Source organism: Arthrobacter vasquezii (genome assembly GCF_029455255.1).
Classification (GTDB): domain Bacteria; phylum Actinomycetota; class Actinomycetes; order Actinomycetales; family Micrococcaceae; genus Arthrobacter_D; species Arthrobacter_D parietis.
In genome coordinates, this window is record NZ_JAROKN010000003.1 from 81395 (window position 1) to 100981 (window position 19587).

18 protein-coding genes, 4 tRNA genes and 1 riboswitch are annotated in these 19587 nt (G+C 62.9%); of the genes, 7 read left to right on the forward strand and 15 right to left on the reverse strand.

The genetic code is table 11. The features are described from left to right. Window positions 1-85: 85 nt before the first annotated feature. The 9 genes from P4U43_RS02405 to P4U43_RS02445 all read right to left on the reverse strand — a co-directional run bounded on the left by P4U43_RS02405 (window position 86) and on the right by P4U43_RS02445 (window position 9952). Complete coding sequence (locus P4U43_RS02405; RefSeq protein WP_277357289.1) at window positions 86-2197, reverse strand: 3-hydroxyacyl-CoA dehydrogenase NAD-binding domain-containing protein; 2112 nt, start codon at window positions 2195-2197, stop codon at window positions 86-88. Further along, window positions 2194-3441: a thiolase family protein gene (locus P4U43_RS02410; RefSeq protein ID WP_277357290.1), complete on the reverse strand. Its 1248-nt coding sequence runs from the start codon at window positions 3439-3441 to the stop codon at window positions 2194-2196. Before P4U43_RS02410 ends, P4U43_RS02405 begins: the two co-directional genes overlap by 4 nt. A gap of 77 nt (window positions 3442-3518) precedes the next feature. Further along, window positions 3519-4814: an HRDC domain-containing protein gene (locus tag P4U43_RS02415; RefSeq protein WP_277357291.1), complete on the reverse strand. Its 1296-nt coding sequence runs from the start codon at window positions 4812-4814 to the stop codon at window positions 3519-3521. 96 nt (window positions 4815-4910) lie between these two features. Then, on the reverse strand, window positions 4911-5540 hold the full coding sequence (locus P4U43_RS02420) for a DUF3000 domain-containing protein (protein ID WP_277357353.1): 630 nt from the start codon (window positions 5538-5540) through the stop codon (window positions 4911-4913). 90 nt (window positions 5541-5630) lie between these two features. Then, the gene (locus P4U43_RS02425) at window positions 5631-6704 is read right to left on the reverse strand and encodes a threonine aldolase family protein (RefSeq protein WP_277357292.1); all 1074 of its coding nucleotides are present in this window, start codon (window positions 6702-6704) and stop codon (window positions 5631-5633) included. Window positions 6705-6741: 37 nt separating this feature from the next. Continuing rightward, entirely contained in the window at window positions 6742-7467 is a 726-nt protein-coding gene (locus P4U43_RS02430) for an SDR family NAD(P)-dependent oxidoreductase (RefSeq protein ID WP_277357293.1), read from the reverse strand. Further along, window positions 7464-8840 carry a DUF6421 family protein gene (locus P4U43_RS02435; RefSeq protein ID WP_404800685.1) on the reverse strand — a complete coding sequence of 459 codons (1377 nt, stop codon included), beginning with the start codon at window positions 8838-8840 and terminating at the stop codon, window positions 7464-7466. Before P4U43_RS02435 ends, P4U43_RS02430 begins: the two co-directional genes overlap by 4 nt. 174 nt (window positions 8841-9014) lie before the next feature. Continuing rightward, complete coding sequence (msrB, locus tag P4U43_RS02440; RefSeq protein ID WP_277357294.1) at window positions 9015-9449, reverse strand: peptide-methionine (R)-S-oxide reductase MsrB; 435 nt, start codon at window positions 9447-9449, stop codon at window positions 9015-9017. A gap of 14 nt (window positions 9450-9463) precedes the next feature. Beyond that, the gene (locus tag P4U43_RS02445) at window positions 9464-9952 is read right to left on the reverse strand and encodes a hypothetical protein (protein ID WP_277357295.1); all 489 of its coding nucleotides are present in this window, start codon (window positions 9950-9952) and stop codon (window positions 9464-9466) included. Window positions 9953-10057: 105 nt separating this feature from the next. Here P4U43_RS02445 and P4U43_RS02450 point away from each other — a divergent pair, with 105 nt between their 5' ends. Then, window positions 10058-11299, forward strand: coding sequence for an alpha/beta hydrolase family protein (locus P4U43_RS02450; RefSeq protein WP_277357296.1), 1242 nt, complete (start codon window positions 10058-10060; stop codon window positions 11297-11299). Here the strand turns inward: P4U43_RS02450 and P4U43_RS02455 are convergent. Both P4U43_RS02455 and P4U43_RS02460 read right to left on the reverse strand, forming a co-directional pair. Next, the gene (locus P4U43_RS02455) at window positions 11285-11737 is read right to left on the reverse strand and encodes a SufE family protein (RefSeq protein ID WP_277357297.1); all 453 of its coding nucleotides are present in this window, start codon (window positions 11735-11737) and stop codon (window positions 11285-11287) included. The two genes, P4U43_RS02450 and P4U43_RS02455, sit on opposite strands and share 15 nt — an antisense overlap. A 58-nt stretch (window positions 11738-11795) precedes the next feature. After that, window positions 11796-12707 (reverse strand): sulfurtransferase, encoded by a 912-nt coding sequence (locus P4U43_RS02460; RefSeq protein ID WP_277357298.1) that lies wholly within the window; start codon window positions 12705-12707, stop codon window positions 11796-11798. A gap of 258 nt (window positions 12708-12965) precedes the next feature. Here P4U43_RS02460 and zapE point away from each other — a divergent pair, with 258 nt between their 5' ends. Together zapE and P4U43_RS02470 are read left to right on the forward strand one after the other, a co-directional pair. Next, window positions 12966-14000 (forward strand): cell division protein ZapE, encoded by a 1035-nt coding sequence (zapE, locus tag P4U43_RS02465; protein ID WP_056549398.1) that lies wholly within the window; start codon window positions 12966-12968, stop codon window positions 13998-14000. A 363-nt stretch (window positions 14001-14363) separates the two neighbouring features. Continuing rightward, window positions 14364-14426, forward strand: a riboswitch (guanidine-III (ykkC-III) riboswitch). Window positions 14427-14441: 15 nt separating this feature from the next. Beyond that, entirely contained in the window at window positions 14442-14756 is a 315-nt protein-coding gene (locus P4U43_RS02470; protein WP_277357299.1) for a DMT family transporter, read from the forward strand. A gap of 69 nt (window positions 14757-14825) precedes the next feature. On the opposite strand, the gene P4U43_RS02475 is transcribed toward P4U43_RS02470, so the two are convergent. The 4 genes from P4U43_RS02475 to P4U43_RS02490 all read right to left on the reverse strand — a co-directional run bounded on the left by P4U43_RS02475 (window position 14826) and on the right by P4U43_RS02490 (window position 15223). Beyond that, a tRNA-Gly gene (locus P4U43_RS02475) sits at window positions 14826-14899 on the reverse strand. A gap of 30 nt (window positions 14900-14929) precedes the next feature. Then, window positions 14930-15001: transfer RNA gene (locus P4U43_RS02480), tRNA-Val, on the reverse strand. A 20-nt stretch (window positions 15002-15021) separates the two neighbouring features. Continuing rightward, window positions 15022-15095 (reverse strand) — tRNA-Cys (locus tag P4U43_RS02485). Between the two features lie 54 nt (window positions 15096-15149). Then, a tRNA-Gly gene (locus tag P4U43_RS02490) sits at window positions 15150-15223 on the reverse strand. Window positions 15224-15452: 229 nt separating this feature from the next. On the opposite strand from P4U43_RS02490, the gene P4U43_RS02495 reads away from it, so the two are divergent. From P4U43_RS02495 to P4U43_RS02510, 4 genes are all read left to right on the forward strand, one after another. Next, entirely contained in the window at window positions 15453-16430 is a 978-nt protein-coding gene (locus P4U43_RS02495) for a cytochrome (RefSeq protein ID WP_277357300.1), read from the forward strand. A 121-nt stretch (window positions 16431-16551) separates the two neighbouring features. Next, on the forward strand, window positions 16552-17139 hold the full coding sequence (gene def, locus P4U43_RS02500; RefSeq protein WP_277357301.1) for a peptide deformylase: 588 nt from the start codon (window positions 16552-16554) through the stop codon (window positions 17137-17139). Further along, window positions 17136-18053 (forward strand): methionyl-tRNA formyltransferase, encoded by a 918-nt coding sequence (gene fmt / locus P4U43_RS02505; RefSeq protein WP_277357302.1) that lies wholly within the window; start codon window positions 17136-17138, stop codon window positions 18051-18053. The genes def and fmt overlap by 4 nt, the downstream gene beginning before the upstream one ends. Continuing rightward, complete coding sequence (locus P4U43_RS02510; protein WP_277357303.1) at window positions 18050-19546, forward strand: RsmB/NOP family class I SAM-dependent RNA methyltransferase; 1497 nt, start codon at window positions 18050-18052, stop codon at window positions 19544-19546. Before fmt ends, P4U43_RS02510 begins: the two co-directional genes overlap by 4 nt. Window positions 19547-19587 lie beyond the last annotated feature (41 nt).

Genomic DNA, 19587 nt, shown 5'->3' on the forward strand with positions numbered 1-19587 from the left:
CGGCGCCGAAGCGCCCCAACCGCGTCGAGCGGGCAGTTGGCCTCCGAAGAGAAGAACTGCCCGCCGAAGCGGTTGTACAGATGAATCAGTGGAAGGATTTCCCGTTGACCCGTGTCGATGCGCCGACCCTGTCCAGATAGGGCGTGATGCCGCCAAGATGCATCGGCCAACCGGCACCAAGGATCATGCACAGGTCAATGTCCTCCGGTGCAGCGACCACTTCCTCCGCGAGCATGCGGCCGATCTCATCGGCCAGGGCGTCCTGCGTTCGTCGCAGGACCTCCTCGCTGGAGGACGGTGATGAGCCGAAACTGAGCAGCGCGAGCGTGGATTCGGACGCTACCTCCGTGCCGGCGTCGTCCTGCTCCCATAGTCCCTTCCTTCCCGCGTCGATCAGGATCTGTTGATTCCTGGACAGGTAGAAGCGGTCGCCGAAGGCCGTGTTCAGTGACTCCTGCACGTGCTGACCCACAGGCAAACCCACCAGTGCGAGCAGCTTGAAGGGTGTCATCGGCAGCCCCATGGGCCGCAGCGCCCTGTCCGCGGTGGCAGCGTCGGTTCCCTCATCAAAAGCCGCAGTGATTTCGCCGAACATGCGCCCCAGTATCCGGTTCACAACGAAGGCGGGGGCGTCCTTGACCAGCACTGCGGTTTTCTTGAGTTCCTTGCCGACCGCGAAAGCTGTTGCCAGGACCTCGTCCGCGGTGCGCGGAGCCTTCACAATTTCCAGCAGCGGCATGGCGGCCACCGGATTGAAGAAATGAAAACCGACGACGCGCTCGGGATGCAGGAGATCCTCAGCCATGGCGGCTACAGAGAGCGAAGAGGTGTTGGTCGCCAGAACGCATTCAGCCGAGACCACTTGCTCCACCTCTGCGAACACTGACTTCTTGATGTCCAGTTCTTCGAAAACAGCTTCAATCACGAAATCGGCGTCGGCGAAGGTTTCCTTCGACACCGAGCCGGATACGAGTGCCTTTATGCGGTTTGCCTTATCCGGGGAGAGACGCCTCTTCGCCAGCATCTTGTCGACTTCCGAGTGGACCCAGCCGACTCCCTTGTCTACCCGCGCCTGATCAATATCTGTGAGGACAACGGGGACGCTCAGCTGACGGGCGAACAGGAGCGCGAGCTGGCTGGCCATGAGTCCTGCACCCACCACGCCCACTTTTGTCACCGGCCGGGCAAGCGAGCGGTCCGGTGCTCCCGCCGGGCGCTTGGCCCGCTTCTGCACTAGATCGAGGAATGCGTAGACCGTGTCATGAAATTGCGGGGTGAGCATCAGTTCGGTCAAGGCTGCACATTCGGCCGCAGCAGATTCCGCCTGGGTCCGGGTTCGAGCAGACTCGAAGAGGTCCAGGACCTTTCCGGGCGCGGGCGCGGCGTTCGAGGTTTTCGCCTCGACGAAAGCCCGGCCGGCCGCGGCGGCCGCTTCCCAGTCGCCGTCATCATATGCAGACAAGGCGGCGCGGCGGTCGTGGATGCCTGACGCGTTCTTCAGGACGTCCGCCGCCCAGCGGATGGACTGCTCGAGGAAATCTGCGGGTTCGAAGAGCGCGTCAGCGATGCCGATCTCGTAGGCGGCCTGCCCATTGAGGGTGCGGTTGTTGCTGAGCGGGTTCTCGATCATGACCTTCACCGCCGCGCGCGGGCCGGTTAGCCGAGGCAGGCGGTATACCCCTCCCCAACCGGGAACCAGCCCGATGAACGCTTCGGGTAGCCCGATGCCGTTTGCACCGGTCGAGACCGTCCGATAGTCGGCAGCGAGTGCGATCTCGAGTCCGCCGCCGAGGGCCACTCCATTGATGAAGGCGAAGCTGGGAACACCGAGCGACCCGAGCAGATTGTAGGCGGCATGGCCGAGCTCTGCCATCAGGCGGCCATGTTCGGACGCTTTCAATGACTTGACTGTGGAGAGGTCTGCACCCGCCGCCAGGAAATAGGGCTTCCCTGTCAACGCTACGGCGGTGATCTCGCCTAGCGCCGCACGGTCTTTCAGGGTTTCGAGGGTGCGCCCGAACTCGATGAGCGTGGCCGGTCCCAGGGTGGTGGGCCTGCTGTGGTCCAGCCCATTGTCGAGGGTGATCAGTGCCATGGTTCCTGCGCCGCCGGGAATCGGCACATCTTCCACGAGTGAGTGCGTGACGACCTCGCCCGGCACCAGCGCGGACAGTTCCTCAAAGCGGTCGAAACTCATGCTGCTTCCTCCGTGATGTGTCCTGAGTAGTCGGCGTGATGCGGGTTTTCCCAGATGACGGTTCCGCCCATGCCCAGCCCAACACACATGGTGGTGATTCCGTACCGGACCTGCGGGTCTTCCTCGAACTGCCGGGCCAGTTGAGTCATGAGGCGCACCCCGGACGAGGCGAGGGGATGGCCTACCGCGATGGCTCCGCCATAGCGGTTCACACGCGGATCATCATCGGCGATGCCGAAGTGGTCGAGGAAGGACAGAACCTGGACGGCAAAAGCCTCGTTGATCTCGAAGAGACCGATGTCGTCGATGGTGAGGCCGGCCTGGCTCAGGGCCTTTTCGGTAGCGGGTACGGGGCCGATGCCCATGACCTCCGGCTCCACCCCGGCGAACGAGTAGGCGACAAGGCGCATCTTTGCAGGAAGACCCAGTTGGTGTGCGGCCTCAGCCGAAGCAAGCAACGCGACTGTGGCTCCGTCATTGAGTCCGGCTGCGTTGCCGGCCGTGACCCGCCCGTGCGGGCGGAACGGGGTGCGAAGCGCGGCGAGGTCCTCGAGAGTGGTGCCGGGCCGCGGTGGCTCGTCCTGCTGGCTGAGCGTCCAGCCTGAGTCCGGCTTCCTTCCGGCGACGGGAACGAGATCCGGCTGGATCTGGTTTCGCCCGTACGCTGCAGCGAGCTTCGTCTGGCTGGCCACGGCGTAGGAATCCGCGCGATCCTTGGTGATGGCGGGAAAGCGGTCGTGAAGGTTCTCTGCCGTATTGCCCATATTCAACGCTGCGGGATCCACGAGACGCTCCGATAGAAAACGCGGATTGGGATCGGTGCCTGAGCCCATGGGGTGGTTGCCCATGTGTTCCACGCCTCCGGCGATTACAACATCGTAGGCGCCGAAGGCGATGCCTGACGCAGTGGTTGTCACCGCGGTCATGGCACCGGCGCACATGCGGTCGATGGCGAACCCCGGGACTGTTCGCGGCAGGCCCGCCAGCAGGGCAGCGGTTCTCCCGATGGTGAGTCCCTGATCACCCGCCTGCGTGGTCGCGGCGATAGCGACGTCGTCGATCCGCTCTGGAGGAAGGGAAGGGTTGCGGCGCATCAGCTCGCGGATGCACTTGACGATCAGGTCATCGGCCCGCGTGCCGGCGTGAATCCCTTTGTCTCCGGCCTTGCCAAAGGGTGTCCGGACGCCGTCGACGAAGACGACGTCCCTGATCTGTTGCCGTGCTGCTGTGGCTGGTGTGGGCACAATCGCTCCTCATTGAGTTCGGGAATCCGACGCCTATGTTACTCGCGGGTAACATTGTGCCGCAACATGCCGATCTGTTATTGCTTCGGCGCTTTCGGCTGCTTCGGCTGAAGTGGGTCGGGATCAAGAAACGCTACGGTGAGCACTGCGGCAACGTGCTCGATCTGCCAGCGGCGTGCGCCGAGGTCAGCAAGGGAGGCGGCGATCGACTCGAGATCGAGCGGCTCGGGCGGACGCCACGCCACCCTCCGCAGGAAGTCGGGAGTCAGGAGGTTCTCCACCGGCATAGTCAACTTCTCCGCGACCGCAGCAATCCGCGGTTTGGCGGTTTGCAGGCGTGCTGCTGCCGTCGGGTCTCTTTCAGACCAGACACGAGGGGGCGGAGGAGCGTTCGTGGGGAGCTGCAGTTCGGGGAGATCGCGGGTGGTCCGTGCCATCGAAAGACACCGAAGCCACCGTGGCGCCTCGCGTTGTGCGGCCCGACCATGGAACCCGTTGACGGCCAGCAGCTGGGGGACCGTTTGCGGCATTGCTTTCGCGGCCGCCACGATTGCGGCATCGGGAATCAGCCGGCCAGGCGCGACGTCGCGTTTTTGGGCCAGCAGTTCCCTTTCCTCCCACAGCTCGCGGACGGCAGCCAGCTGCCGTCGGTCGCGAATCTGGTGAACCCCGGACGTCCGCCGCCACGGGTCTGTTTTCGGGGGTGCCGGGGGGCTGGAGCGAATGAACTCGAACTCTTCCTCGGCGAAGCGCAGTTTGCCGTCCTCGCTGAGTAACTCAATAAGGCGGGCGCGCAGCTCAATCAATACTTCGACGTCGAGCGCTGCATACCGGAGCCACGGTTCAGGCAGGGGACGCTGGGACCAGTCCGCTGCAGAGTGTTCCTTGGCCAGCGTGAATCCGAGCAGGTGTTCGATCACAGCGGCCAGACCAACGCGCGGGAGTCCGGCGAGCCGCGCTGCAAGTTCGGTGTCGAAAAGTTTGTCCGGCCACATGCCCAACTCAGACAGGCAGGGAAGGTCCTGGGTTGCCGCATGCAGGATCCATTCAACGCCGGAGAGTGCCTCGTTGATGATGCGCAGATCAGGAAATGGTTCCGGATCGATGAGCCAGGTTCCTGCGCCTTCCCTGCGGATCTGCACGAGGAAAGCCCGCTGTCCGTACCGGAAGCCCGATGCCCGCTCGGCATCCACCGCCGCTGGTCCGTTGCCGGCGGCGAGCTCACGGGCGGCGCGCTCCAAACCTGCCGGTGTGTCGATGACGTAGGGAACGCCGTCCTGGGGTTCGTCAAGAAGCGGCAGGACTGCTATGGAGCCCTGTCCGGACGCGTCGTCGTTGTGGGCGCGGCTGGCAGGCTCGGATTGCACGGTCATGATGATTCCAGTCTAGCCGGGCACGTCCGGGGATGCCGGGGAAGTGGAATTTCGACGCCGGTGCAGCTGTCGGCATGCACGGGAAGAGACTGAAGGTTAACTTCGGCGCCGGTTCGGGAGCGCTGCAACTCCCTCAGGAAGCGGCGGAAGACCGGCAAAAGTGCACACCATGTCCGCCCATGCCTCCAGATGTTTCTGGACACTGTCCGAATCCGGCGTCCAGGAAGCTCGCAGCTCGATGTCGATCGTGTCTACTCGGTCGGCGAGTGATCCGTAGCTTTCGGAGAGAATGCGCGTGGCGGTGCCGCCCGCGGACCGATACCCGGCGTCGTGTGTCTGCAGGGCCTCCACCAACCACGTCCACGCCACGGATCCGAGGAGGGCGTCGTTGCCCATATCGGGTTCGAGTTGGGCGCGGATATAGGTAACGATACGAAAGGTGCCATCCCAGATCTCGGAGCCGTCCGGGTCATAAAGGAGTATGAAGCGGCCGGTGGCAAGTTCTTCGGCGTGATTGTCCGCGAAAGCAGCCCGTGCAGGTCCATGCACCGGCAGGGGGCCCGGCTGGGCGCTCTGAAGGACTTCAGCTCCGAGAGCCACCGCATAGGGCGCAAGGCGGGAAGGAGCCGGAATCTCGTCGAGGCGAAGTTCATTACGGCATCTCGCCTGCCTCAGCCCGGCCAGGGCGTTCAGGAATTCAGGGGGAACCTGCGAGAGGTCACCAATTGCACTCACTCTCGCAGGTTATGCCCCAATCGCACCCGCGGCCGGGCAGCCACGCCGGGTGCAGGGGCATCTGTCCAACGGCCTGAGTGCTCAGGAAGAGCGGGTTTCGCGTCGGATGGCCTCCGCAAAGGCATCTACATCTTCGGCGGTGGTGTCGAAGGTGCACATCCAGCGCACCTCGCCGGTCGACTGGTCCCAGTCGTAGAAGCGGAAGTGTTCGCGGATTCGGTCTGCCACGCCAGGAGCGAGGGTAGCGAACACGGCGTTGGCCGCCGTCGGCTGGGTAAGCTGGACGCCGTCGATTCCGGAAACCGCCGCGGTGAGCCGTGCAGCCATGGCGTTTGCGTGACTCGCCGAACGCAACCACAGGCCGTCTTCAAGCAGCGCCACGAGCTGAGCGGACACAAACCGCATCTTCGAGGCGAGTTGCATGTTCATCTTCCGGAGGTACTCCAGACCGGTGGCAGCAGCGGGATTCAGGACAACAACGCACTCGCCGAACATGAGCCCGTTCTTGGTCCCGCCGAACGAGAGAACGTCGACGCCCGCGTCGCGGGTGAAGGCGCGCAGCGGCACGCCGAGAGCGGCTGCCGCATTGGCAATCCGTGCTCCGTCCATATGCAGGTGCATGCCCCTGGCGTGAACGTGATCGGCGATGGCGCGGATCTCCGCGGGAGTGTAGAGCGTCCCCAGCTCGGTGGTTTGAGTGATCGATACGGCGAGAGGCTGTGCCCGGTGCTCATCTCCCCATCCCCAGGCTTCCTGATCGATCAGCTCCGGCGTGAGCTTGCCGTCCGGTGTAGGAACGGCCAGTAGCTTCATCCCGCCGATTCGCTCGGGCGCCCCATTTTCATCGACGTTGATATGCGCGGTCTTGGCACAGATGACTGCGCCCCAGCGGGGTAGCAGCGATTGGAGACTCAGTACGTTGGCGCCGGTTCCGTTGAACACCGGGTAGGCGATGGTGTCAGCTCCGAAGTGCTCCCGCATGAGTTCCTGGAGCCTTCGGGTGTACACGTCCTCCCCGTAGGCAACCTGGTGGCCTTCATTGGCGGCTGCCAGCGCGGCGAGTATCTCGGGATGCACGCCGGAGTAGTTGTCCGACGCGAAGCCGCGTACCTGGGGATCGTGGAGACGGGCGGGAGCGGAGATGGTGTCAGTCACTGGTCCATTATCTCGTATCGGGAAGCAGGGTAAGTTGTCAGGACGCGGGGTTGACCCTTTGCCCGTTGATTGCCGCCGCATCGAGCTCGAACAGGCCGGCCAGAGTCGCGGCGAGATCACGAACATGGGTGTACCCCGGGAAGCGGCGTTCGGGACTCTCAGCACGCATTTTTTCGTCGAGAAGAGCCTTGACCACCACGATCGAGGCAGCGGCACGGGCTTGCCCGTTCGGGTGCGCCGCTGCGAACTCCCGCCCCACAGCGCGCACCCACGTCTCAGCCGCCGCTTTGATCGCTGCATATGAAGCGCTGGAGGCAGTAGGTGAATCGACCGCCGTCGCTGACACGATCGCAAGCCTGCCCCGCTGTGACCGTTCCAGGTCGCCGGCGAACGCCCTCGAGGTATTGCGAAGGGTGGTGAGGATTGAACGATGAAGGAAATCGTAGTCCTCGTCGGATTGCCCGGCGATGCCTGAGCCGCCGCGCCAGCCGCCTACCAGATGAATCAACCCATCCACCATGGTTCCAGCAGCGCGCAGGTCGTTCGAGAGCGACAAAACGGCGGCGAAATCCGCGAGGTCACAGGTTCTCAATTCCGCACCTGACAGATGGCCAAGCGCTCGTTCAAGGCGCGTGGAGTCTGATCCGACCGCAATGACGCGCGCGCCGGCCGAGGTGAAGGCTTCGGCAGCCGCTATACCCGCCTGGCTGGTTGCTCCCGCAATGAGAACGTTCAGACCTGACAGGCCGGGAGACTCCGTCACGCGGTAGCCCCGGTGATCCCCGCGGTGGACGCGATGACGTCCTTCATCTTCTTGTCCAATGCCTCGAAGAACATTGAGAGGGGGAATTCGTCATCGAGAACCGCATCGGTCAGGCCGCGTGGAGGACCCTCCAGAGGCAGTGCGTCGGCTCCCTTGGCCCACACTGATGCCGGATGCGGGGTCACTGTTTCGGAAACCAGCTCGTAGGCTGCAAGCCAGTGTGCGATCTTCGGCCGGTCGATCGAGCTCCAGTAAAGCTGCTGAATCTTCTCGCCGAGTGCAATAACGACGCCGGGAACTTCCTCCCAGTCGATGGTCAGCGTGGTGTCGGTCCAGTGGAGAACGTGGTTCTGGTGTAGCCAGGCGAACAGCAACTGTCCGCCCAAGCCGTCATAGTTCCGCACCCGGCTGCCGGTGATGGCGAAGCGGAAGATGCGGTCGAAAATAACTGCATACTGCACGAGGCGTGCGTGGTGGCGGGCCTCCTCGGAGGCGTCGTCGTCGGCTGCAATCCTCACCGATTCGCGGAAAGCGGTGAGATCGCATCGCAGTTCCTCAAGTGAATACAGGAAGTACGGCATGCGCTGCTTGATCATGAAGGGATCGAAGGGGAGATCACCGCGCATGTGGGTGCGGTCGTGAATCAGGTCCCACATGACAAAGGTTTCCTCCGCCAGCTGCTGGTCCTCGACGAGTTGCCGGGCTTCATCCGGCAAGTCCAGGCGCGTGATCTCTGCGGCTGCGGTCACGACGCGACGGAAGCGTGCCGCTTCGCGGTCCGCGAAGATGGCGCCCCAGGTGAACTGGGGCGTCTGCCGCACAGCGACGGTCTCCGGGAACAGTACGGCGGAGTTTGTGTCGTAGCCCGGCGTGAAGTCCAGGAACCGGATCGGTACGAACAGCTTGTTCGAGTATTCTCCCGCCTCAAGCTCGGCAATGAAATCGGGCCACACTACTTCGATCAGCACTGCCTCGACAAAGCGGTTGGAGCTGCCGTTCTGCGTGTACATCGGGAAGACCACAAGGTGCTGCCGCCCGTCCACCCGATCCAGCTGAGGCTGGAATTCAACCAGTGAATCGAGAAAATCGGGAGCGCCCAGGCCTGCGGCTTTCCACCGGCCGAAATCTTCCATCAAAGCTTCGTGGTAGGCGGCGTCATGGGGGAAGAGGGGAGCGAGTTCCCTGATGGACCGCACGATTGTATCTACGTGCGTTCCGGCTCCGGTCACCTCCGACGCATCGGCGATGGATCCATCCTTGGCCTGCAGGTTCTGCAGGGAGGCAGCCGCGCTTTTGAGCGCCAACCAAGCATCATGATGGTGCGGGCTCTGAGTAGTTTGGGTCCGTACGTGGGAGTCGAGGGTCTGGGTCACGATTACTCCTCATGGTGGTGGGCTGTTGGTTTCCACGAGCGTAACAACGGAATAGCACACCTGATCCTCAAATGGATGCGACCTAAGGAACTCTAATGCTCGGACTGCCTCGGGTCTCAGGGAGGCACAGCACTGCTGTAGCCCTGTCGCCTGGGTGGGTCGCTGTGAAGGGCGTCAGTCCTTCGGAACGAGCCTCATGGACACCGAATTGATGCAGTAGCGCTGATCAGTGGGAGTGCCGTAACCCTCGCCCTCGAACACGTGCCCGAGGTGTGAGTCGCAGTGTCCGCAGCGAACTTCGATCCGTTCCATGCCGAGGGCCCGGTCCTTGATGTAGCGGACCCTGTCTTCGGCCAGCGGCGCCCAGAAAGACGGCCAACCGCAGTGTGAGTCGAACTTCTCGTTGCTGGTGAACAATTCATGACCGCATGCCCTGCACTGGTAGACCCCCTGCGCATGGGTGTCGTGATACTCACCGGTGAAGGGACGTTCGGTTCCCGCCTGTCGAAGTACGTAATACTCCTCCGGGGTCAATTCCCGGCGCCATTCCTCATCACTCTTCTGGATGGGGGAGTTGTCAACATGCGGCAGTGATTCTGATGTACTCATGTTTCCTTCAACGCCTAGGAGTCACCGATAAATCCCGAGCCCGCATAGAGGTGGAGAACGGGGACTCCGAGTTTCTCCTGAGCGCGGTTGGCCCAGTCCCGGTGAAGGGTGTCAGCGACCGCATGCGGCCGCGTGATGACCACTGCCTGGTGTGCGCCGCGTTCCCTCACGGCATTGACCATCGCCTCCACCGCGTTACCCTGGGCGGTGAAACCATCGGCCCTCAATCCCGCCCCTATCAGGGCCTCAAGTGAGCCTTGAAGAGCCTGATCGGCCGAGATACGGACCTCCTCCTCGGTGGGCCGGTGGGACAGTCCCTGCACTGCCTCGCTGAATTCCAGGAGGCTCAGATGATGGAGGAACTCCCCGAGCACGTTTGTGTGCCGGTCTTCCGGAATAACCACTGTGTACGTAGAGTCACCTCCATCGACCAGCGACGACAAATGGGTGGCGTCAGCGGCTGTCAACGGCACCTCAGCGAGCACAACGATTGTTTCCTCCATGTGCCAACAGTAGTCGCCGACCCACCCGCCACCTAGGAGCGGCTCGACACTCCACGCAGGGGGGCAGTCCGCTGCTGCGCCGCTCGCATAGGCGAGAATGTAGCCATGCCTCTCAGCTTCCCTCCGGCCGAAGCGGACCGTCAGACATGGCTTCGTTGGGCAGTCCTCGGACTTGGTTCCGGCGTCGCCGTCAGTTCCGTCATCGCTGGTGCCGCCTCCGCTTTGGCAGCGCACTTCGCTAAAGAGGTGGTTACACCGCGGAAACGAGACGAGAACCTGGAGATCTTCGCCGTGGTACAGACGGGCGGAGGCCTGGAAGTGATTCTCCCGGCGAACGAGGACACCACCGTGGACGGCACCTACAGTCTGTACTTCGACGAGGGCCGCGGGCATGCCCGGATAGGAGCGATCCGTTCGTTCGTCCCCCGGGAGGGCACAGTTCAGCGTGAGGTGGAGGCGGTCTACTCGGGTGACATCAGAACGGCAATACGGGGCTGGTGGAGCGGTGCCGTCTACCCCACACCTTCGGCCCTCGGCTTCGCAGACGAACACGTGGACGTACCTGTTGCCGGCGGCACCGCGCCCGCCTGGCTGGTGCGTGCTGAAAATCCTGCCGCTACGTGGGCGATCATGGTGCACGGTAGGGGAGTGCAACGCTCCGAAGGTCTGCGCGCAGTGCACACAGCACGCGAACTCGGTATGACGAGCTTGCTGGTTTCCTACCGCAATGACGGCGAAGCGCCTTTTGCTGCTGACGGAAAATACGGGCTGGGCATGACCGAGTGGCAGGACATCGAGTCCGCGATGGAGTACGCCTTTGACCAGGGTGCACAAGATGTCGTGTTGTTCGGCTGGTCCATGGGAGGCGCAATCTGCCTGCAGGCGGCGGATGTGTCCGGGTACCGCTCGAGGATCCGGGCGTTGGTGCTTGACGGCCCGGTGATTGACTGGATGAATGTCCTGACCCACCAGGCAGAGCTGAACCGTATTCCCGCTCCGGCCGGCAGGCTGGGCCAGTGGCTCATCTCGAACAGCTTCGGACGGATTGTGACCGGGCTGTCTACACCGGTGGATCTCAAAAGCATGGACTGGGTGTCCAGGGCGGACCAGGTGACCATCCCCGTCCTGATTCTGCATAGTGAGGATGACGAGTTTGTCCCGGTAGGACCCTCCGCTGAGCTTGCCGAGCGCAACCCCGGGTTTGTCACGTTCGAGCGGTTTTACCGCGCACGCCATACCAAGGAATGGAACGTTGACCCTGCGCGGTGGCACTCGGTGACAGCGGATTGGCTCCTGCGCGAGGTGTTCGGCCGCGTGGAACCGAAGCGGGCCCTAAGCCGCCCCTGATTCCCGAATCTTGCGCTTGATCCGCCCCAGCATCGCCGCCATGCCGCGCATGCGCAGGGGAGTAATGGCACGTGTGAGGCCGAGCCTCTCGGGAACGTCATCCGGAACAGCAAGGATCTCCGCTGCAGGCAGCCCGTCCAGGCCTTCCCGGAGCACGCCGGCGAAACCACGGGTAGTAGGAGCTTCCTGAGGCGCCGAGAAAAACAGGGATACGGATTTTTCGGTGTCATCGGCAATATCGAGCGTCAAGAAGAGCGGGCTCTGGCACTCCACAACCTGCTCAAGAAGCTCAGGGTGGTCGGTGAGCCGCTCCGGCAGCGGAGGCAGTCCCCTGGAAAACTCAAGGAGCAACTGGAGCCGGTCAGGTTCGGACAGAGCCTGGAAATCTTCCACGATCTCGGCGAGCTGCTGGGGTAATGCGCTTGTTGTCACTGTCATCCTCACGATTGCCCCGGGACCGTGACCCCGGGGCTTCTTCAGTCAGTCTGGGTTTGTTCTATCGCTGCCGGGCGGGAACAGGGGCCACGCCGGGCTCCGACCCCTTAACGATCGGCACGCGTACTACGTTGCCCCACTCGGTCCATGAGCCGTCGTAGTTGCGCACATTCTCGAAACCGAGAAGGTGCTGAAGAACGAACCAGGTGTGGCTGGAACGCTCACCGATTCGGCAGTAGGCAACGACGTCGTCCCCTTCATTCAATCCTGCCTCGCCGCGGTAGATCGCATCCAGCTCACCCCGTGTGCGGAAGGTTCCGTCATCAGCAGCGGCACGTGCCCAGGGCACAGACACAGCTGACGGGATGTGCCCGCCGCGCAGCGCGCCCTCTTCCGGGTATGCCGGCATATGGGTGCGCGCGCCGGTGTACTCGTCAGCGGACCTGACATCGATCAGCGGGTTACCGAAGTGGCCCAGAACATCAGTCAGGTAGGCCCGGATGGGAGCGTCATCGCGCTCGACCACGGGATATTGAGTTGTTTCGGGCCGGGGTACGTCCGTGGTGAGGGAACGGCCCTCTGCAATCCACTTGTCGCGTCCGCCGTCGAGCAGGCGTACGTCCTCGTGCCCGAACAAACTGAAGACCCACAGCGCGTAAGCGGCCCACCAGTTCGATTTGTCACCGTAAATCACGATGGTGCTGTCCCGGGAGATGCCCTTGGCGGACATGAGACGAGCAAAGGCTTCGCCGTCGACATAATCGCGGGTGACCTCATCATTGAGGTCCGTATGCCAGTCGACTTTCACGGCCCCCTCGATGTGGCCTGTCTCGTAAAGAAGCACGTCCTCGTCCGATTCGACAATCACGAGACCCGGCGTGCCGAGATTGTCGGCAAGCCACTGGGTTGAAACCAGGCGCTCGGGGTGGGCGTACTGGGCAAACTTCTCATTCGAATCTGTTGCGACACTCATCCGTTGGAGCCTTCCTGCGTTGGTGATAGCTCTTTCCTACCTACCCTAACCACGCGTCCTACCAATTGTTTCCGGGCAGGTCACGGGGCGCCATATAAAGTTGGATGAGGGGTCCGGCTACCTTGAACGGGAGTTGACGCGGCCCGCTGTCAGAGGTCCGAATGGGCCGCTGGGGCTGGCCCGGCTGCTGACGTATCCTTGCCTAGCACGGCTCGCAAAGGCCTGCTTGTAGATCACCGACGAAAGACGCACTCATCTGTGGCCACCATTGAGCACCTGACCCAACGATCGCCGCAGGTATCTGTGGATGAACTGCTGGACGGCTTTTTCCCGTCACAGCGCTTCGGAGCCGTATCTTTCGATTCCTATCAACCCGATCCGGGGCAGCCGTCGCAGACCGCCGCGGTCAAGGCCCTGCGCCACTTCGCAGCAGCCGTGAACACCCCCAAGCCAAGCGGCCTTCGCAAAATCTTCGGGGCAAAGCGCGAGGAGAGCCGCGCAGGCATCTATCTCGATGGCGGCTTCGGGGTGGGCAAAACGCACCTCCTTGCTTCCCTCTGGCATGCCAGCGAAGGAAAGAAGGCTTTCGGAACCTTCGTGGAGTACACAAATCTGGTCGGTGCTTTGTCCTTCAGGCGTACAGTGGACGCGCTGAGCACATACCAACTCGTCTGCATCGACGAGTTCGAGCTGGATGACCCTGGTGACACAGTGTTGATGTCACGGCTGATGCGGGAGCTGGCGGATGCTGGGGTGAAACTTGCAGCAACATCGAACACGCTGCCGGGTTCCCTGGGGGATGGCCGGTTCGCGGCCGTTGACTTCCAGCGCGAGATCCAGGTTCTTTCGGATCAGTTCGACGTGGTCCGGATCGATGGCGAGGATTACCGCCACCGTGGACTTCCGGAAGCCCCCGCACCATTGACCGAACAGCAGGTGCGACGCCGGGCTAGGCATCTGCCGGACGAGGTCACGGTTGCCGAAGACAACTTCGGCGATCTCATCAAGCACCTGGCGGGTGTTCATCCCAGCCGGTACCGGCAGCTCATCGATGGGATAGACGCCGTTGCCTGGCACGAGGTGTACACCATCACCGAGCAGGCGGTGGCACTGCGCTTTGTCGTGCTGGCTGACCGCCTGTATGACCGGGATGTACCGATCCTCGCCAGCGGTATGCCGCTGAGTGACCTTTTCACACCGGAAATGATGTCTGGTGGCTACATGAAGAAGTACTATCGCGCTGTTTCCCGCCTGACCGCCCTGGCCCGCCAGGGAGCGGAAGCAGGCGGCTGAAGCGACCGCGAAGGTTTCCGGCGCGACTTCCGGGATGACAAAGGCGCCGACGCTGTCTCTCGGCAGGGTCGGCGCCTTCTTGTCGTGCTAAAGGCTGACTATCAGGCCGAAGCGTTGGGTGATTCAGCCGGCCGGTCGATGTCCTGACCGTCAATCTCAAGTCCGGTTGCTTTGTCCTTCAACTCTCCGGCCCTGCCTTTGAGCCCGTCAACTACAGACACAGACACCTCCCTTCTTTCCCGTGGAACCTGTTGTTCCACCCACTTTCATCATCATAAGGAGCAGAGAGGAGCCAGCCAAGGGTTTGAGCTTTCGCCCTGAGCGTGATCCGTCTTGCTGGGGGTGCAGCAGTGTGCGAATCTGAAGCGGCCAAGCAGGCACCCGGACGAGGTGCGCCGTACCCGGCCAGTGACAAGACGGCGCTGGAGGAGCGAGCAGACCATGGCGTGGTTTGTACTGGTTGTTTCAGGAGTGCTTGAGGCCGTATGGGCCACCGCGCTTGGGAAGTCTGAGGGATTCAGCAAGCTATGGCCGACGGTGATTTTCGCCGTGGGACTGGTGTTGAGTATGGCTGGTCTTGCATGGGCCATGCGAACGTTGCCGACCGGAACGTCCTACGCGGTATGGGTGGGCATCGGCGCTGCCCTGACGGTCACTTATGCAATGATCTTCGACGGCGAGGCGGCCTCGCTGCTGAAGGTCCTGCTTGTCCTTGGGATAGTCGGCTGCGTTATTGGTTTGAAAGTTCTTCATTGAGCCGAACAGACCCGAGGACAAGGACAGGCTCCCTCCAAAAGGAGGAAGCCTGTCCTGTCGCTGCATGAGAGCGGACGACGGGATTCGAACCCGCGACATCCACCTTGGCAAGGTGGTGCTCTAGCCAGCTGAGCTACGTCCGCGAAAAAGCGCCCCCGTGGAGGCGCTTTGTGTGGGCGATACTGGGATCGAACCAGTGACCTCTTCCGTGTCAGGGAAGCGCGCTACCGCTGCGCCAATCGCCCAGGTCTTGCAATTCACCGTATGGAGGTGGGGACGGGATTCGAACCCGCGTATACGGCTTTGCAGGCCGCTGCCTAGCCACTCGGCCACCCCACCGTGACCCGCCGAAGCGGGATCACCAGCCGGAGCCAGCGAATACAGTGACTTGCGAGCGGACGACGGGATTCGAACCCGCGACATCCACCTTGGCAAGGTGGTGCTCTAGCCAGCTGAGCTACGTCCGCAGAGAAAATTTGCCGGGACTGAAATGAGTTTCCCCACGGTGCCCTGCGTCTTTCCAACGAATAAAAACAATATCGGAGGAACCGGGCTTCGTCCAATTGAGCGGACTTCGGAGCGCCGCGCCCTGCAAGGGGTAGTTCTACGATATAAGCACAGATCAAGCACGCACTTCACGCTCCAGAGCAGGAGTACCCGCGAAGAAGTGTCGGACCGGGATGACACACTTGTTGCATGACCGAGCCGCTCCTCGCACACGCCACCGAACGCGGGCGTATGTATTCCCGATCCGTCACGAGTGATCCCCTGGTTCCTTCGATCACAACCGTCATCTCGCAGGCTCAGAGTTCCTCGCTGGATGGCTGGTTCGGATACATGGCCGCCAGTGCCCTTGCACAGGATCCGCGCCTGGCGTCCTCGCTCGGCAACCCAAGCGAAATGCGGGCAGTCATCAAAGACGCTTCGAAGGCAGCCGAGCGCTACCGTGATGATGCCGCGCGGCGCGGAACACGTGTCCATTACTACTGTGAGCAGGTTGCTCTCCGCGACCTCGGACGGTCCCACCGCCTCGACGAGGCCCGCACGGATCTTGCCCAGCATGGGGAGGATGCCTTCGCTGCCCGTTTCGATGAGTGGTGGGATCTTTACCAGGTAAAGCCGATCGCACCCGAAATTACCGTCTGGAACTCGGAACTGGGCTATGCCGGGACCCTTGACCTGGTGGCCACGATCGCCGGACGCTTATGCGTCGTCGATTTCAAGACCCGCGCCACGGATCGCGATGGCATGGTGAAGCCGTTGGACGAGAAGGTAGTCATGCAGCTCGTTGCTGGTATGAAGGCACAGGAGTCGTTGGTGGACCCGCATGCAGGCACCTGGGAACCCTGGAAATACGGGGAAGATCCTGTTCTGCTGGGTGTGGCGATCGGCCAGACCGAAGTCCGGGCGCATCGGGCAAATCCGGATGTCCTCAAAGAGCACTGGTTCAAGTTCTGCGCCCTGCGGCGGGCGTGGGAAGCCGGCAGCAATGCGGCCGGCGCGGGACGCCCGCTCCTGACCGTTCCTCCGCCGCCGCGGGCCGCTGTTGGGGTGGCTGCGACCAACAGGTTGGAGAGCTCAACCGGCAGTGGCAGCGCCGGACGTCCCCCAGAGGAAGGGAACCGCGACTACGCGCCTCAGGGCGGGGTTCCAGGGCATTCGATGGAGGGTTGAGGATCGCCCTGGCCTAGAATTGACCAGGCATTCTGGACAGAAGGGCGTGGTCGGCGGCTTTCCATTCCCGTCCATGGCGTCGCAGACAATTTCCCAAGCACAGATGAGGATGTTCAACCGGATGACGGTTCTGAGTATCAGAATGATCGGTGATCCCGTACTACGGACGCCTGCGGCGGAAGTGACCGAGTACGGTCCGGACCTGGCGCGGCTGGTGCAGAACATGGTTGAGACCATGCATAGCGTGCGGGGTGCAGGGTTGGCGGCGCCCCAGGTCGGTGTCGGCTTGCGGGTTTTCACTTATGCCGTTGACGGAGAAGAAGGTCATGTCATCAATCCGCGGCTGACGGCTTCCGGCGGGCTGCAGACCGACGATCAGGAGGGCTGCCTCTCTGTGCCGGGCATCGGGTTCCCACTTCCGCGCGCCGAGGAGGTCCTGCTCAAGGGATTCAGCGTGACCGGAGAACCGGTGCAACTCAACGCCACGGGGATGCTTGCGCGCTGCTTCCAGCATGAAACCGATCATCTTGATGGGCGTCTTTACATAGATCGTCTGGCGGGCGAGGACCGCCGCAGCGCCATGCGCGCTATCCGTAACGGACGCTACAGCGACGTCACTCTCGACACCGTATCCAAGCGGTCCGGAAACGTCGGATCAGCGTTCGGCATGAAAGCGTCCCTGCCGGGCAGCCAGGGCGCCGGCGCATGAGAATACTTTTCGCCGGAACGCCTCAGGTGGCAGTGCCGTCCCTGAATGAGCTTCGTTGGGCCGGCCATGAGGTCGCCGCCGTGCTCACACGGGCGGATGCCCTTGTGGGGCGGAAGAAAGTCCTCACGCCGAGTCCCGTTGCCCAGGCTGCAGCCGAGGCAGGTCTGGAGATCATCAAGGCAAACCGTATCGACGAGCCGGTTGTTGAGCGCTTGAAGGCGCTGGACCTGGATGCTGCGGTGATCGTCGCATACGGCGGCCTTGTTCCACCCGCAGCGCTGCAACAACCCCGGTTTGGTTGGATCAACCTCCACTTCTCCCTGCTGCCGTCCTGGCGGGGTGCGGCACCCGTGCAGCACGCGCTGATCAACGGGGATGACATCTCGGGGGCATCCACGTTCCTTCTCGAGGAGGGCCTGGACACCGGGCCGGTGTTCGGGACAGTGACGGAGCCGGTCCGTTCCGAGGACACTAGTGGCGTCCTCCTGGAACGCCTGTCTCAGAGCGGCGCGGTACTTCTTTCCCAGACGCTGGCCGCGCTCGAGCAGGGACGCGCAGTCCCTGTTCCCCAAAGCGGCGAAGTGTCCCTCGCTCCCAAGCTCTCGAGCGCCGACGGAAGAATCCGTTGGTCTGATCCGGCCCTCGCAATCAAGCGCCGGATCAGCGGTGTGACACCGGAACCCGGTGCATGGACCTTGCTGGACGGACAGCGCGTCAAGCTCGGAGTAGTTCTTCTTCATCCCGACATCGGAGAGATTCCTTCGGGCCGCGTTCGTGAAAGGGACGGGGCCGTGCTCGTGGGGACAGGCTCGCATGCGGTCCAACTGACGGAGGTTCAACCTGCAGGCCGTTCTATGCTCGCCGCTGCCGAATGGTTCCGCGGAACTCGCCGAGAGGATCTGATTTTCGAATGACACCTGAATACCGGTCCGGAGAATCAAGCCGTCGCAATGAGCGGGGACGCGAACGCAACAGGTCAGGTGAGCGTAAGTTCTCCGCGACCGCACCGGGAGAACGCACCCGGCGGGCGGATCCGGCCCGCCTCGTGGCTTTCGAAGTCCTGCGGGCTGTCGCGGCCGACGACGCCTATGCGAACCTCGTGCTGCCGACCAGCATCCGCAAGCATCGCCTTGGCCGTCAGGACGCAGGCTTCGCCACCGAATTGGCTTACGGGGCTCTTCGCGGTCAGGGCACGTATGACGCCATCCTCTCGCTGTGTGTCGATCGTCCGCTTGCGCAGCTTGATCCGGCTGTCCTTGATGCGCTAAGGCTAGGCGTCCACCAGTTGATGGCAATGCGCGTCCCCCCGCACGCAGCACTTGACCAGACGGTGGGGCTTGCCAGAGCCGTCATTGGAGCCGGACCATCTTCCCTGATCAATGCCGTACTTCGGAAGGTTTCCCGCAAGTCCTTTGCTGAGTGGCTAGACATGCTCACAGAGGGGGTTGAGGACCCTGTCCGCGTCAGTTCGCTGCGCCATAGCCACCCGGAATGGATCGTCCGCACCATGCGGCAAAGCCTCGTGAATCACGGGCGTTCCGTCGTCGAGATCGACGACCTGTTGGCTGCAGACAATGCCGCGCCCGTCGTCAACCTGGTTGCATTGCCGGGTATCGGAGAACTTGACGAAGCGCTGGAAGCCGGTGCCCGCGCAGGCGAGCTGGTGGCGGATTCAGCGTTGTTCGCCGCCGGCGACGTCGGCCGGCTTGAGTCAGTTCGATCCGGCCGAATCAGAGTGCAGGACGCCGGATCCCAGCTGGTCGCGCGTGCCCTGGCCGCCGTCGAGGTTGATCATCCTCCGGAAGACGGCGAAGAGTGGCTTGACCTGTGTGCCGGTCCGGGTGGTAAGTCGGCCCTGCTGGCCGCGATCGCCGCCCAGCGCGGTTACAGGCTCGTAGCAAACGAACCAGCCGAACACCGTGCAGCGCTCGTCCGGCAAGCCCTTGCCGCAGTGGATCCGGCCGTATGGAGCGTACGTGTGGGTGACGGGCGCAGCATCGGGGAATCCTACCCTGGGGGATTCGACCGCATCCTTGTCGACGCGCCGTGCACCGGTCTGGGTGCGCTCCGCCGCAGGCCTGAGGCCCGTTGGCGCCGCCAGCCCTCCGATCTCGCGGAACTCGGACCCCTGCAGCGGGCTCTGCTCGCGGAGGCCCTCGAAACGGTTCGTCCGGGCGGTGTGGTGGCCTATGTCACCTGCTCGCCGCATCCCGCAGAAACTACGGCCGTCGTTCAGGACAGCCTCCGCGGCAGGGACGGTTACGTGCTTCTGGACGCGGGCCAGGTGCTGGATGGCGTGAGCAAGAGCGGTTCACTCCACGCGGGCCATGAGTCAACGGCGCAACTGTGGCCGCACGTACACGGTACCGATGCCATGTTCCTCGCCCTGATTCGACGGGCAACCTAGCGTTCGAGTCCCGACGGTTCACCCCCAAAGAAAGGTCGAAC

Coding starts and splice junctions, on each gene's coding strand:
- msrB (WP_277357294.1), bottom strand. CDS start 9,449: ATGAGTACATCAGAATCACTGCCGCATGTTGACAACTCCCCCATCCAG.
- fmt (WP_277357302.1), top strand. CDS start 17,136: ATGAGAATACTTTTCGCCGGAACGCCTCAGGTGGCAGTGCCGTCCCTG.
- P4U43_RS02460 (WP_277357298.1), bottom strand. CDS start 12,707: ATGAGTGTCGCAACAGATTCGAATGAGAAGTTTGCCCAGTACGCCCAC.
- P4U43_RS02415 (WP_277357291.1), bottom strand. CDS start 4,814: ATGACCGTGCAATCCGAGCCTGCCAGCCGCGCCCACAACGACGACGCG.
- P4U43_RS02405 (WP_277357289.1), bottom strand. CDS start 2,197: ATGAGTTTCGACCGCTTTGAGGAACTGTCCGCGCTGGTGCCGGGCGAG.
- def (WP_277357301.1), top strand. CDS start 16,552: ATGACGGTTCTGAGTATCAGAATGATCGGTGATCCCGTACTACGGACG.
- P4U43_RS02455 (WP_277357297.1), bottom strand. CDS start 11,737: ATGACAGTGACAACAAGCGCATTACCCCAGCAGCTCGCCGAGATCGTG.
- P4U43_RS02510 (WP_277357303.1), top strand. CDS start 18,050: ATGACACCTGAATACCGGTCCGGAGAATCAAGCCGTCGCAATGAGCGG.
- P4U43_RS02450 (WP_277357296.1), top strand. CDS start 10,058: ATGCCTCTCAGCTTCCCTCCGGCCGAAGCGGACCGTCAGACATGGCTT.
- P4U43_RS02470 (WP_277357299.1), top strand. CDS start 14,442: ATGGCGTGGTTTGTACTGGTTGTTTCAGGAGTGCTTGAGGCCGTATGG.
- P4U43_RS02495 (WP_277357300.1), top strand. CDS start 15,453: ATGACCGAGCCGCTCCTCGCACACGCCACCGAACGCGGGCGTATGTAT.
- P4U43_RS02445 (WP_277357295.1), bottom strand. CDS start 9,952: ATGGAGGAAACAATCGTTGTGCTCGCTGAGGTGCCGTTGACAGCCGCT.